This window comes from Bordetella genomosp. 9 (genome assembly GCF_002261425.1).
Taxonomy (GTDB): Bacteria; Pseudomonadota; Gammaproteobacteria; order Burkholderiales; family Burkholderiaceae_B; genus Bordetella_C.
Genome location: NZ_NEVJ01000003.1, coordinates 1569628 through 1583091, shown reverse-complemented (window position 1 = coordinate 1583091; position 13464 = coordinate 1569628). Strand labels below are relative to the sequence as shown.

14 protein-coding genes are annotated in these 13464 nt (G+C 67.5%); 10 read left to right on the top strand and 4 right to left on the bottom strand.

Translation table 11 applies throughout. The annotated features are described in order from the left end of the window. The first annotated feature begins 18 nt into the window (after positions 1-18). The gene (gene orn / locus CAL26_RS18330) at positions 19-564 is read left to right on the top strand and encodes an oligoribonuclease (protein ID WP_094848232.1); all 546 of its coding nucleotides are present in this window, start codon (positions 19-21) and stop codon (positions 562-564) included. On the opposite strand, the gene paaX is transcribed toward orn, so the two are convergent. After that, positions 561-1511 (bottom strand): phenylacetic acid degradation operon negative regulatory protein PaaX, encoded by a 951-nt coding sequence (paaX, locus tag CAL26_RS18325; RefSeq protein WP_094848231.1) that lies wholly within the window; start codon positions 1509-1511, stop codon positions 561-563. The two genes, orn and paaX, sit on opposite strands and share 4 nt — an antisense overlap. Positions 1512-1681: 170 nt before the next feature. On the opposite strand from paaX, the gene paaA reads away from it, so the two are divergent. From paaA to paaK, 9 genes are all read left to right on the top strand, one after another. Beyond that, complete coding sequence (paaA, locus tag CAL26_RS18320) at positions 1682-2662, top strand: 1,2-phenylacetyl-CoA epoxidase subunit PaaA (protein WP_094848230.1); 981 nt, start codon at positions 1682-1684, stop codon at positions 2660-2662. A gap of 37 nt (positions 2663-2699) precedes the next feature. Further along, positions 2700-2987, top strand: a complete 288-nt coding sequence (gene paaB / locus CAL26_RS18315) for a 1,2-phenylacetyl-CoA epoxidase subunit PaaB (protein ID WP_094848229.1) — start codon at positions 2700-2702, stop codon at positions 2985-2987. Positions 2988-2995: 8 nt separating this feature from the next. Further along, positions 2996-3760 (top strand): 1,2-phenylacetyl-CoA epoxidase subunit PaaC, encoded by a 765-nt coding sequence (gene paaC / locus CAL26_RS18310; RefSeq protein WP_094848228.1) that lies wholly within the window; start codon positions 2996-2998, stop codon positions 3758-3760. Next, on the top strand, positions 3754-4272 hold the full coding sequence (gene paaD / locus CAL26_RS18305) for a 1,2-phenylacetyl-CoA epoxidase subunit PaaD (RefSeq protein ID WP_094848227.1): 519 nt from the start codon (positions 3754-3756) through the stop codon (positions 4270-4272). Before paaC ends, paaD begins: the two co-directional genes overlap by 7 nt. A 13-nt stretch (positions 4273-4285) precedes the next feature. Continuing rightward, entirely contained in the window at positions 4286-5362 is a 1077-nt protein-coding gene (gene paaE, locus CAL26_RS18300) for a 1,2-phenylacetyl-CoA epoxidase subunit PaaE (RefSeq protein WP_094848226.1), read from the top strand. 73 nt (positions 5363-5435) lie between these two features. After that, a complete protein-coding gene (gene paaN, locus CAL26_RS18295) occupies positions 5436-7148 on the top strand; it encodes a phenylacetic acid degradation protein PaaN (RefSeq protein WP_256988519.1) in 1713 nt (570 codons plus the stop codon). 77 nt (positions 7149-7225) lie between these two features. After that, positions 7226-8017, top strand: coding sequence for a 2-(1,2-epoxy-1,2-dihydrophenyl)acetyl-CoA isomerase PaaG (gene paaG, locus CAL26_RS18290; protein WP_094848224.1), 792 nt, complete (start codon positions 7226-7228; stop codon positions 8015-8017). Beyond that, positions 8014-8490 (top strand): hydroxyphenylacetyl-CoA thioesterase PaaI, encoded by a 477-nt coding sequence (gene paaI, locus CAL26_RS18285; protein ID WP_094848223.1) that lies wholly within the window; start codon positions 8014-8016, stop codon positions 8488-8490. Before paaG ends, paaI begins: the two co-directional genes overlap by 4 nt. Before the next feature lie 19 nt (positions 8491-8509). Continuing rightward, positions 8510-9823, top strand: a complete 1314-nt coding sequence (paaK, locus tag CAL26_RS18280; protein ID WP_094849954.1) for a phenylacetate--CoA ligase PaaK — start codon at positions 8510-8512, stop codon at positions 9821-9823. A gap of 10 nt (positions 9824-9833) precedes the next feature. On the opposite strand, the gene CAL26_RS18275 is transcribed toward paaK, so the two are convergent. The 3 genes from CAL26_RS18275 to CAL26_RS18265 form a co-directional block, all read right to left on the bottom strand. After that, positions 9834-11234 carry an MATE family efflux transporter gene (locus CAL26_RS18275; protein WP_094848222.1) on the bottom strand — a complete coding sequence of 467 codons (1401 nt, stop codon included), beginning with the start codon at positions 11232-11234 and terminating at the stop codon, positions 9834-9836. After that, complete coding sequence (locus CAL26_RS18270; protein WP_094848221.1) at positions 11231-12964, bottom strand: ArnT family glycosyltransferase; 1734 nt, start codon at positions 12962-12964, stop codon at positions 11231-11233. Before CAL26_RS18270 ends, CAL26_RS18275 begins: the two co-directional genes overlap by 4 nt. 161 nt (positions 12965-13125) lie before the next feature. Continuing rightward, positions 13126-13392 carry a type B 50S ribosomal protein L31 gene (locus CAL26_RS18265; protein ID WP_094848220.1) on the bottom strand — a complete coding sequence of 89 codons (267 nt, stop codon included), beginning with the start codon at positions 13390-13392 and terminating at the stop codon, positions 13126-13128. Positions 13393-13464 lie beyond the last annotated feature (72 nt).

Sequence of the window (13464 nt, the reverse complement as noted above, 5' to 3'; positions counted from 1 at the left end):
TTTCAAAAGGCGAATTATATGGCTCTGAACGACAACCGCCTGGTCTGGCTCGACATGGAAATGACCGGCCTCGATCCGGAAAAGGAACGCATTATCGAAGTGGCGGTGGTCGTGACCGAACCGGACCTGACCGTCGTGGCCGAAGGCCCGGCGCTGGCGATACACCAGCCCGACAGCCTGCTGGACGCCATGGACAGCTGGAACAAGGCCACCCACGGCAAAAGCGGCCTGATCGACAAGGTCAAGGCGTCCACGATTACCGAAGCGCAGGCCGAGGATATCCTGATTGCCTTCCTGTCGCAGCACGTGCCGGCCGGCAAGTCGCCGCTATGCGGCAACACCATCAGCCAGGACCGGCGTTTCATGTTCCGCTACATGCCGCGGCTGGAACAATTCTTCCATTACCGCAACCTGGACGTCAGCACGCTGAAGGAACTGGCGCGCCGCTGGCGGCCGGACGTCTACAAGAGCTTCGAAAAGAAAAGCCGGCACGAAGCGCTGGCCGATATCCACGATTCCATCGACGAGCTCAAGCATTACCGCGAGCATTTCCTGAAGGTCTAGGGCTGGCGGCCGCCGAAGCGCAGCAGCGCTTCCGCGGCCAGCGGCCGGAAATGCGGCTCGCCATCATGGCCGGCAATGCTGGCCAGGTGCGCTTCTGACGCATCGAACAAGGCCCAGTACAGGCGTCCGCACAGGTCGCGGGCGGCGTGTCCCGGCCAGTCGGACGCCAGCATGCCGGCGGGTAATTGGGGGTCGTGCAAGACGATCCTGCGCCAGCGATGCAGCAACAGCACGCGGGCGGCGAAGGCCGCCGCCGGCGCGCCGGCGCCGTCGGCATCGCCGTCCGCCAGGGTTTTTTCCAGCGGCGCGAACTGCTGGACGAATTCGCGGTACTGCCCGGCCAGCTCCTGCAGATTCCAGCATTGCTCGGCCAGGGCGGCCAGGGGCAGGGTGCCCACGTCGGGCAGGTCGCGCGCGGCCAGCACCAGCGCCTTGTCGGGTATGCCCAGCGATTCCAGGATGCTGCCGGCCACGCCCGGCCGGGCGCGCGGATGGGCGAACACGCCCGGCGCCAGCATCCCATAGCCTTCCCATTCCAGCGCGCGCCGCAACTCGGTTCTTTCCGCCAGGCCGTTGCTGGTCATGCGCGGGATGAGCACCAGCGTCCATTCGCCGTCCCAGGCCGGCTCGACCGACTGGTAGATGCGCAGCGCGGCATGGGCCGTATTGCGCGCCCCCTGCGGCGACAGCCGGTACAGGCTGCGACGGCCGTGCCTTTCCGCATGCAGCCAGCCTTCCGCCACCAGCCGGAACACGCTGGTGCGCAGCAGGCGTTCATTGATGCCCAGCGGACGCAGCAGGGCGATGAGGTCGCCCAGCCAGATCGCCCCGCCGTGCGGCTCGATGGCGTCGCCCAGCAGGCTGACGCACAGCGACTTGGCGCGCGGCGGATCCGCCTTGATCAGTCTGGCGGTAAGGCGTTCCAGCGCGGACGCGGCAGGGGCCATGGAGGGCGGAGGAGGCTATCGGGATGACGCGACATGATACATAAATCCAATGTGATACAGAAATGCGTTTGACAGACGAATTTCTGTATTAAATAATCGTCCTGCAGCTTATCGGCATCAAGAACCGTTTGGCCGCCGCTCCGGCGGACGGCCCAGGCAGGAGACACATCATGGACGCGCACGCGCCTGAACCCACGGCAATCGCCGCCGGCGCCACCGACCCGGTCGACGCCGCTTTCGAACAGCGTATCGACGCCGGCGTGCGCATCGAGGCGCGCGACGCCATGCCGGACGCCTACCGGCGCACCCTGGTCCGGCAGATTTCCCAGCATGCCCATTCGGAAATCGTCGGCATGCTGCCGGAAGGCAACTGGATCTCGCGTGCCCCGACGCTCAAGCGCAAGGCCGTCCTGCTGGCCAAGGTGCAGGACGAATGCGGGCATGGGCTGTATCTCTACAGCGCGGCCGAAACCCTGGGCACCTCGCGCGACGAAATGATCGCCGACCTGCACAGCGGCAAGGCCAAGTATTCGACCATCTTCAACTACCCCACGCTGACATGGGCCGACATCGGCATGATCGGCTGGCTGGTGGACGGCTCGGCCATCATCAACCAGATCCCGCTGTGCCGCTGTTCCTATGGGCCTTATGCCCGCGCCATGGTGCGGATATGCAAGGAAGAATCCTTCCACCAGCGCCAGGGCTACGACCTGCTGATCCAGATGTGCCTGCACGGCACGCCGGAGCAGAAGGCCATGTGCCAGGACGCCTTGAACCGCTGGTGGTGGCCGGCCTTGATGATGTTCGGCCCCCCGGACGCCGAATCGACCAATAGCGCGCGCTCGATGCGCTGGCGCATCAAGCTGTTTTCCAACGACGAGTTGCGCCAGAAGATGGTGGACCAGACGGTGCCGCAGGCCGAATACCTGGGCCTGACCGTCCCCGATCCGGCCCTGCGCTGGAATGCGGAACGCGGCCATTACGACTTCGGCGAAATCGATTGGGCCGAGTTCCGTGAAGTGCTGGACGGCCACGGGCCCTGCAACCGCGAACGCCTGCAGGCGCGCGTGCGCGCCCACGAAGAAGGCGCGTGGGTGCGCGACGCCATGGTGGCGCACGCCGAAAAACAGCGCCAGCGCAAGGCCGCCTGAGGGCGCGCCGCCCTGCAACCCGATAGTGAGCACGCATATGGACGACAAGCACTGGCCTTTGTGGGAAGTCTTCATTCGCGGCCAGCACGGCCTGGCCCACAAGCACGTCGGCAGCCTGCATGCGCCGGACGCCGAAATGGCGCTGATGAACGCGCGCGATGTCTACACCCGCCGCAACGAGGGCACCAGCATCTGGGTGGTGCGGGCGACGGACATCGTGGCCAGCGATCCGGACGACAAGCAGGCCCTGTTCGATCCCGCGCGCGGCAAGGTCTACCGGCATCCGACCTTCTTTCCGATGCCCGACGAAATCAAGCACATGTAGGCCACGCCATGGATCGCTGCCTGTTCGATTTCGCACTGCGCATGGGCGACACGACGCTGGTACTGTCGCAGCGGCTGTCCGCCTGGTGCGGCCACGGGCCCATCCTGGAAGAGGACCTGGCCCTGACCAACACGGCGCTGGACCTGCTGGGCCAGGCGCGCCTGTGGCTGACGCTGGCCGGCGAGGCCGAAGGCGCCGGCCGTGACGAGGACCAGCTGGCCTATCTGCGCGACGCGCACGATTTCCGCAACGCGCTGCTGGTGGAGCGGCCCAACGGCGACTACGCCGACACCATGGCGCGCCAGTTCTTCTTCGATGCCTGGCATTACTTTCTGCTGGAGCGGCTGGTGGCATCCACGGAGCCGCGCGTGGCCGCGATCGCCGAAAAATCCGTGAAGGAAGCGGCCTATCACGCGCGCCGTTCGGCCGATATCGTCGTGCGCCTGGGCGACGGCACCGATGAAAGCCATGCGCGCATGCAGGCCGCGGTGGACCGCGCCTGGCCGTACACCGGCGAGCTTTTCGTCGACGACGATATCGACGCGGAGGCGGCCCGCCGCGGCATCGCCTGTACCCTGGCGGAATTGCGCGCGCCATGGCTGGCCCAGGTGCGAGCGGTGCTGGAAGAAGCCACGCTCACCGTGCCGCGCGAGGATCTCGCCGGCCACCCGGCCTATCGCGGTGGACGCCAGGGCCGGCACAGCGAGGCCCTGGGGCCGCTGCTGGCGGAAATGCAGTTCCTGCAGCGCGCCTACCCGGGGGCCACATGGTAGCGACGGCAGACAGGATGGCGCTGGACCGTATCGCCCGTTGCCTGGACGCCGTGCGCGATCCGGAGATGCCCGCCGTGTCCATCATGGACCTGGGCATCGTGCGCGACATCGCCTGGGAAGGTCCGGACGCGGCGCCAGTCTGCGTCGTCACGATCACCCCCACCTATTCGGGCTGTCCGGCCATGCGTGAGATCACGCAGGATATCGAACGCGCCCTGCATGGGGAAGGCATCGCCGCCGTGGCGGTGCGCACGCGGCTGGCACCGGCCTGGACCACCGACTGGCTGACCGAGCGGGGGCGCCTGGCCTTGCTGGCCGAAGGCATCGCGCCGCCGGTGGAGCGCGCCATCGATGTCTCGGGCATCGCGCGGCGCGCGGCGCCCGCCGTACCGTGTCCGCATTGCGGGTCCGCCGACACGCGCATGCTCAGCGGCTTCGGCGCGACGTCCTGCCGCGCGCTGTACCGCTGCAATGCGTGCCGCGAACCATTCGATTATTTCAAGTCCCATTGAAGGCCCGGACGACATGGCCAGTTCCTTCCATCCGCTCAAGGTCGTCGACGTGGCGCGCGATACGCGCGACGCGGTGGTCCTGACTTTCGACCTGCCCGCGCCGCTGGCGGCGGACTTTGCGTTCCGCCCCGGCCAGTACCTGACCCTGCGCACGCGGGTGGCCGGCGAAGAGCTGCGGCGCTCGTATTCGATCTGTTCTTCTCCGGGCGACGGCGCCCTGCGGGTGGCCATCAAGCGCGTGGACGACGGCGCGTTTTCCAGCTGGGCGAACCGCGAGCTGCAAGCGGGCGCCGTGCTGGACGTGATGCCGCCGGACGGTGAATTCACGGTCGACTTCTCGCCGTTACATGCCCGGCATTACGTGGCGTTCGCGGTGGGCAGCGGGATCACGCCGGTGTATTCGCTGGTCAGGACCGCGCTGGCCACGGAGCCAGACAGCCGCTTCACCCTGTTCTACGGCAACCGCGCGTCGTCGTCCGTGCTGTTTCGCGAGGCGCTGGAAGACCTGAAGAACACCTATATGTCGCGCTTCTCGCTATGCCATATCATGAGCCGCGAAGCCCAGGACATCGAACTGTTCAACGGCAGGCTGGATGGCGCCAAGGTGGAAAGCCTGCTGACCCAGTGGCTGCGCGTGCGCGACGTCGACTATGTGTTCCTGTGCGGGCCGCAAGCCATGGTGGAGGACGCAGTTCCCACGCTGCAGCGCCTGGGCTTTCCGCGCGAGCGCATCAAGTTCGAGTTGTTCGGCGCGCCGCGCGCGGCGCAGGGACCGCGGACGCGCGCGGCGGCGCCCGGGCAGGCGCAGTGCCGCGTCACCGTGATACAGGACGGCCATAGCCGCGGCTTCACCATCGACAAGAACCGCGACAGCGTGCTGGACGCCGCGTTGGCGCAGGGGATAGAGCTGCCTTATTCATGCAAGGGCGGGGTCTGTTCCACCTGCCGCTGCAAGGTGGTGGAAGGCGAAGTCGACATGGATGCGAATTTCGCCCTGGAAGACTATGAAGTCGCCCGGGGCTTTGTACTGAGTTGCCAGAGTTATCCGGTCAGCGACACGCTGGTACTGGATTTCGACCAGGAAACCTGAACGCGCCGGCTGAAGCCGATCGGCCATGCGCCATGGGGCGCCGCGCCGCTGGACAATTATGGAGGAGACTACCGTGACCGCCGCTGTGAACCCCGCTGTGACCCCGGAATTGAACGCCACCCGCGCCACGGACTTTTTCGAACGCCACCGCGAACTGCTCGATCGGGCGGTGCGCGCCGCCGCGACCCGAGAATACTGGACGCCGTATCCGGAATCGCCCAGTCCGCGCAACTATGGCGAAACCGCCGGCGACGCGGGCAAGCAGGCGTTCGAATCCCTGCGCGGCGCCGATTTTCCGCTGCAGGTCGCCGGCGCCGACCGCATGGCGGGCGGCGAGCGTTCGCCCTTCGGCTTCGACCTGCACATCAGCTACCCACGCCTGAATCCCGAACCACTGGTGGCGGCTTCCGGCCGTGCGCTGGGAAGCTGGCGCCACGCCGGCCCGCGCGCCTGGGTGGGGGTGTCGCTGGAGATCCTGCAGCGCCTGAACCGCGCCAGCTTCGAGATCGCCCACGCGGTCCAGCACACCACCGGCCAGGGGTTCATGATGGCTTTCCAGGCCGGCGGGCCGCATGCGCAGGACCGCGGCCTGGAAGCGGTGGCCTATGCCTGGCAGGAGATGTCGCGCATTCCGGAACAGGTGACCTGGGAGAAGCCGCAGGGCAAGCAGGATCCGCTGCGCATGGAAAAGCATTTCACCATCGTGCCGCGCGGCATCGCCCTGGTCATCGGATGCTCCACGTTCCCGACCTGGAACGGCTACCCCGGCCTGTTCGCCAGCCTGGCGACCGGCAATACGGTCATCGTCAAGCCGCATCCCACCGCCATCCTGCCGCTGGCGATCACCGTGCGCATCGCGCGTGAGGTTCTGGCCGAGGCCGGTTTCGACCCGGATACGGTGCTGCTGGCGCCGCATGCGCTCGGCGACGATACCGCCCAGGTGCTGGCCACCCATCCGCGCGTGAAGATCGTCGATTTCACGGGCAGCAAGGCCAATGGCGAATGGCTCGAACAGCATGCCCGGCAGGCGCAGGTGTACACCGAGAAGTCCGGCATCAATACCGTCATCGTGGACTCGGTCGACGACCTGAAGTCCATGGCGCGCAACCTGGCGTTTTCCTTGACGCTGTACAGCGGACAGATGTGCACGGCGCCGCAGAATATCTACGTGCCGCGCGACGGTATCCGCACGGCGCAGGGCCGCGCCACCTTCGACGAGGTCGCCGGCGCCATCGCCGCCGCCCTGCAGGCCCTGACGGCCGACGACGCCAAGGCCGCCGACCTGCTGGGCGGTATCCAGAGCGATGCCACGATGGCGCGCATCGAAGAAGCGCTCGGCCTGGGCCTGCCCGTGCTGGCGCCCAGCCGCGCCGTCGATCATCCGCAGTTTGCCGGGGCGCGCATCCGCACGCCCTTGCTGCTGCGCGCCGACGTGCATCAGCCGGCCATCCAGCATGAATGGTTCGGCCCGGTCGCCTTCGTGATCGAAACCGACGACACCCGGCAAAGCATCGCGCTGGCGCGCGACAGCGCCATCGAGCACGGCGCGCTGACCATGTCGGCGTACACGACGGACGCGGAGACGGCCAGGGCGATACGCGATGCTTCGGAAGAGGGCGGCGTGGCCTTGTCGCTGAACCTGACCGGCGGTGTTTTCGTCAACCAGTCGGCGAGCTTCAGCGATTTCCATGGCACCGGGGCGAATCCGGCGGCCAATGCGGCGCTGTGCGATAGCGCCTATGTGGCCAACCGCTTCCGCGTGGTGCAGGCGCGCTGGCATGTGTGAACCCGCGCGCGATCACACGTCACGCGTCGCGCGACAATGGACGGACACAGCCGCGGACACACCCGCCAAGGAACACCATGACCTCGTACGAAGACATCCAATTCTCGTTGCAGGACGGCATCGCGCGCCTGACCCTGAACCGTCCGGACAAGCTCAACAGCTTCACCGCCCGCATGCATGGCGAAGTCGCGCACGCGCTGGACCAGGTGGAACGCGGCGGCGCCCGGGTCCTGCTGATCACCGGCGCGGGTCGCGGCTTCTGCGCCGGCCAGGACCTGAGCGAACGTCGCACCGCGCCGGACGCGGCGCCAGTCGACCTGGGCGAGACCGTCGAAACCTACTACGCGCCGCTGGTCCGGCGCCTGCACGCCATGCCGCTGCCGGTGGTCGTCGGCGTCAACGGCGTGGCGGCGGGGGCGGGCGCCAATCTGGCGCTCGCCGGCGATATCGTCATCGCCAGGGAGTCCGCCAGCTTCATCGAAGCCTTCTGCCGGCTGGGGCTGATCCCGGATACCGGCGGTACCTATGTACTGCCTCGGCTGGTGGGACGCGCGCGCGCCCTGGGCATGGCGTTGCTGGGTGACCGCATCAGCGCGCGCCAGGCCGAGCAATGGGGCTTGATCTGGCAATGCGTCGCCGACGACGCCTTCCATGAGACCCTGGAGCGCCTGGTCCGTCATTTCGCCAGCGCGCCGACCAAGGGGCTGGCCTTTACCAAGCAGGCGCTGCATGCCAGCCTGGACAATACCCTGGACGAACAGCTGGCGCTGGAAGTGCGGATGATGCGCGAGCTGGGGCGCAGCGAGGACTACGCCGAAGGCGTCGCGGCCTTTCTCGACAAGCGCGAGCCGCGCTTCAAGGGACGATGATGAAGGACACGCATCCCGAGCCGCCCGCGGCCGCCACCGATCCACAGGCCCTGGCGCGCGCCGTCGCCGACGCCATGTACGCCGCCGATGCGGCGACGCGGGCGTTGGGCATGCGCCTGGATGCGGTCGGCGCCGGCCACGCCACGCTCACCATGCCCGTGCGCGGCGACATGCTGAACGGCCATCGCACCTGCCATGGCGGCTTCATCTTTTCCCTGGCCGATAGCGCGTTCGCCTTCGCCTGCAATTCGCGCAACGTGAGCACGGTGGCGTCCGGCTGCACCATCGATTTCCTGGCGCCCGCGCGCGAAGGCGACGTGCTGACCGCCCATGCCCAGGAACGGTCGCTGGCGGGCCGCACGGGCGTTTACGACGTTGCCGTCAGCAACCAGGATGGCCAGGCGGTCGCGCTGTTTCGCGGCCGCTCCTACCGCATCAAGGGGCAGATCGTCGACGATCCGTCAGGCATATAAAACAGATAACGGAGACAACATCATGGCCACGCTCAGCAAGCCGGGACTCGATCCCATCGAACACGCCAGCCGCGACGAGATCCAGGCCCTGCAGCTGCGGCGCCTGCGGTGGACGCTGGCGCACGCCTACGCCAACGTGCCGCATTACCGCCAGGCCTTCGACGCGGCGGGAGTGCATCCCGACGACATGAAAGAGCTGGCCGACCTGGCCAGGTTTCCCTTCACGACCAAGCAGCATCTGCGCGACAACTATCCTTTCGGCATGTTCGCGGTGCCGCGCGACCAGATCGCGCGGGTGCATGCGTCCAGCGGCACGACGGGCAAGCCGACCGTGGTGGGATACACGCGCGAAGACCTGGACAACTGGGCCAACCTGGTGGCGCGCTCCATCCGCGCGTCCGGCGGCCGGCCTGGCGACGTGGTGCACGTGGCGTACGGCTATGGCCTGTTTACCGGCGGCCTGGGCGCCCACTACGGCGCCGAGCGCCTGGGCTGCACCGTCATCCCCATGTCCGGCGGCCAGACGGAAAAGCAGGTGCAGCTGATCCAGGACTTCAAGCCGGACATCATCATGGTCACGCCTTCCTATTTCTGCTGCGTCCTGGAAGAAATGGAGCGGCAGGGCCTGGATCCGCGGGCGTCTTCGCTGCGCATCGGCATTTTCGGCGCCGAGCCATGGACAGGGCGGCTGCGCGAAGAGATCGAAGCGCGCGCCGGCATCGACGCCGTGGATATCTATGGCCTGTCCGAAGTCATGGGGCCCGGCGTGGCGAACGAGTGCGTGGAAACCAAGGATGGCCCGGTGATCTGGGAAGATCACTTCTATCCCGAAATCGTCGACCCCGATACCGGCCTGCCCGTGGCCGATGGCGAATCGGGCGAACTTGTGTTCACGTCGCTGACCAAGCAGGCCATGCCCGTCATCCGCTACCGCACGCGCGACCTGACGCGCCTGCTGCCGCCGACGGCGCGCAGCATGCGGCGCATGGGCAAGATCACCGGCCGCAGCGACGATATGCTGATCGTGCGCGGCGTCAACCTGTTCCCCACGCAGGTCGAAGAGCTGGTCCTGAAGACCGGCAGGCTGGCATCGCATTACCAGTTGGTGCTGACGCGCAGCGGCGCCATGGACGAACTGGAAATCCTGGCCGAGCCCCGGCCCGAGCTGGAAGGCATGGCGGACGGTGAAAGGGCCGAGCTGGCCCGCCAGCTCGCGCATGCCGTGAAAGCGCATATCGGCGTCAGCGCCGCGGTGCGCGTGCTGGAGTGCGGACAAGTGGAACGGACCTTGACCGGCAAGGCGCGCCGCGTGATCGACAAGCGTCCCAGGTAGCGGAAGCTCGTCAGCCCAGGGTGCCGCGCACGATGCGCCGGTACCACACATGCAGCAGGATGGCGGACAGGCCCAGCCCGAAAATCGCCATCAGCCACATGGTGCCGGCGCCGACCGGCGAGCCTGGCAACAGCAGGTTGCGCAGTCCGTCCAGATGGCCGCGCGCCGGCCCGAAGCCGAACAGCCAGCCGCCGCCCAGCCCGAACAGCCCGAGCGCCGCGATCTGCAGCACCAGCGGCACCACCGCGACCTTGTAGGCGCGCAGCAGGTACGAGTTGATGCACTGCATGGCATCGCAGAGATGGAATAGCGGGATCACCTGCAGCAGCGTGGCCGCCACGGCCGCGACCTCCAGGTTGTCGGTGTAGGCGCGCAGGATCAGCGGCTTGCCGGTCCACAGGATGACGGCCGTCAAGGCGGCGCCCGCCAGTCCCAGCGCCAGTCCGGCCATGCCGGTCCGATGCGCCAGGCGGGGCTGCCCGGCGCCGATGGCCTGGGCCGTCAGCGACGCGCTGGCCACGCCGATGGCCATGGGCATCATGTAGCACAGCGCCGCCAGGTTGGACATGATCTGGTGACCGCCGATCACGAAGGTGCCTTCGCGCGCCACCAGCAGGGCCATGAAGGTAAAGGCGCAGACCTCCACCAGGTACGAACCGCCCATGGGCAGCCCCAGTCGCAGCAATTCCTTTTGCGCCGTCCAGGCGGGCCGGCCGATGCGCAGCTTGAAACGCTTGTAGAAGCGGTCGCGGCTGACGGTCCACAGGCCCGCGCCCAGGCTCATCCATGAGACGACCGCGGATGCCAGGCCGGCGCCGGTGGCGCCCATTGCCGGCAGGCCCAGCTTGCCGTAGATGAACACCCAGTTGAACAAGGCCTTGAACACGATGGCGGCCAGGTTGATGCCCATGACCAATTTGGGCCGCGACACCGCGGTGCCCAGGGCGTAGATGGTGCGGAACACCAGCGATGCCGGCAGCGCCAGGGTCAGCGCCTGCAGATAGCTGGCCACGCGCGCGCGCACGTCGGGCGCGACGTCGCCCGACATCGACAGCCAGACGTCGGGAAACAGCATCAGCGCGCCGCCTACCACGGACAGGCCGATGGCCAGCCACACGCCCTGGCCCCACATGACGCCGACTTCCCGCATGCGTCCCGCGCCGTATTCCTGCGCCAGAATGGGAATCAAGGCATGGATGACGCCCATCAGCCCGACGAAGACGGTGATGTAGACCGAGGCCGACAGCGACATGGCCGCCAGGTCGTCCGGGCTGGCGTGGCCCGTCATGGCGGTATCCAGCACGCCGAAGGCGATGCCGGCCCATTGGCTGATCAGTACCGGCCAGGCCTGGCGCGCGATGGCGCGCACGGCGGCGCCGAAAGGCGCTTCGGTGGGCAGCGTCGCGGTCATCGCTGGGTGGGCGGGACGCGCAGCAGGCGGAATACTTCGGTGCGGTCGGACAGGCGTCCGCCTTGCCACAGCACGTCGGCCCCGTCGCTGTAGGCGGCGGTGCCGTCGCGCAGGCTGCTGCGCGATGTCTGCTGCAGCACCAGCGTGCAGCGGTTGTCGTAGGGGAAATTCAGGTCGTCGAAGACCAGGAAGGATGCCCGCTGGCCATTGCCCAGGCCCAGGCCGCGTACGCATTCGCCGGGCCGCATATTGCGCGCCAATGCTTCGGCCAGCTCGCCGGACACCTTGCGGTAACTGCGCGCGTAGTCGACGGGCGGCTGCCACAGCAGCACCAGCAGGATCCAGGTGGCGGCCAGGCCGGCAGCCGACATGACGGTGCCGCGCCACAAGGCGGTCGGCCGCACGCGCAGGCGCCACGCCACCAGCACGATCCAGCCCACGCTCACCGCCAGCGCCAGCGCGACCGCGATCCAGGAGATTTCGGGCACGTAGCCGGTGGTCTGGCGCTGGATGTTGCGGGCGATCTTGGCCGGAAAGCCGAAGTTCAAGGCCACCCATCCCAGCCACACCGTGGCCGCGGTCAGGGAAAAGCACATCACCGCGAACCAGTCCAGGGTATTGATCACGGCGCGGCGCAGCGTCGGCAGCGAGAACGCCGCCAGCACCGCGCAGGGGATGACCAGCAAGGTGAACTCGGCTTCGGAGGGTTCGTCGGTGAAGACGATCATGATCAGCGGGCACACCAGCAGGGCCAGCGGCAGCCAGACGTGCGGCGCATAGCGCCATGCGCGCCAGCGCCACAGGGCCAGCAGCGCCAGCGGCCAGGTCGGCCACAGGTACCAGGGCAGGTCGCGCAGCGTGCGCAGCAGGTCGCCCAGTTCCGGCAACGCGTAGTTGTCGATGTTCCAGAGCTTCCAGTTGCGGATCCAGTATTCGCTGACCAGGGTGGCGGGTATCCACCACGCCAGCATGATCGCCGCGCACACGGCGGCGCTCAGCAGCAGCCAGCGGCGCCGGGCCCACAGGATGCTTTTGGGATGGAAGGCCACCAGCGCGCCCAGCATGATGGGCAGCGCGCCCACCCAGCCACGCACCAGGAAACTGGCGGCCAGCGCCACGCCCAGGCTGACCGCGCCCAGGCGCGGCCGATCGAGCATGCGCGCCAGGGAATAGAAGGCGAACGCCTGCGCCGCCATGATCGCGGGGATGGCCGAGGTCTCATGGACGCGTTGCAGGATGCCGACCGTGGCCAGCAGCAGCAGCAGGGCGGCGTCCGCCAGCATCCGGCCGTAGTCGCGGACGGTGGGTTCTCCGCCGAAGGGCAGGGCCAGCGGTTGCGCTTCGGGACGCCGTCCCAGAAGATAGGTGCCGTACCACAGCGACGCGGTGGTGACGAAAAACCACAGCAGGTTGGGCAGGCGGCCCGCCGAGATATCGCCGATGAGCGGACCGAACAGCCACATCGACCCGGCGCCCACCCAGGTGATGAGCGGGCCTTCTTCCGCATGGGCCAGGTGGCCGACCTGCGGCACCAGCCAGGTAATGCCGCCGTCGCGCAGCGCCGTCAGCATCGTCGCCAGGCCCACCACGTCGTCGGTCTTCCACGGATCCCGCATGAACAGGCCGAATACGATGTAGGCGATCGCCAGCCCCAGCAGTACCAGCCGGGGCAGTTTGACGGTCGCCGGCGCGGTCAGCCGGGCAGGTGTGGTGCGGGATAAGGGGGACACGGAGCGTAATGTACCGGATAGAGGGCCGTGATTCTGTCTCGGGATGTATGGCGAGTCGAAAAGCGGCGGCAAAAAAAAGCAGCCCGCAGGCTGCTTTTTCGTACGCGCCGAATGCGCCGAATGCGCCGGACGCGCCGGACGGTCCGAAGGGTCCGAACGGATCAGCCGGCGGTCTTGGCGGCGCCGGTGGTGCGGGCGAAACGGGCGCGGAATTTTTCAACGCGGCCGGTTTCGACGATGCGGGTCTGCGCGCCGGTATAGAAGGGGTGCGACTTGGACGACACGTCGCACTTGAACAGCGGGTAGGTCTTGCCGTCCACGTCGATGGTTTCGCGGGTCGTGACGGTCGAGCCGATGACGAACTTGTCGCCGGTCTGGACGTCCATGAATACCACTTCGCGGTATTCGGGATGGGTATTCTGTTTCATGGCTATTTCCTGAGAGTGCGGGTCGCCGGTGGGTGTAGTCGGATCGGTCGTCCAGGATGATCGGCCATACCA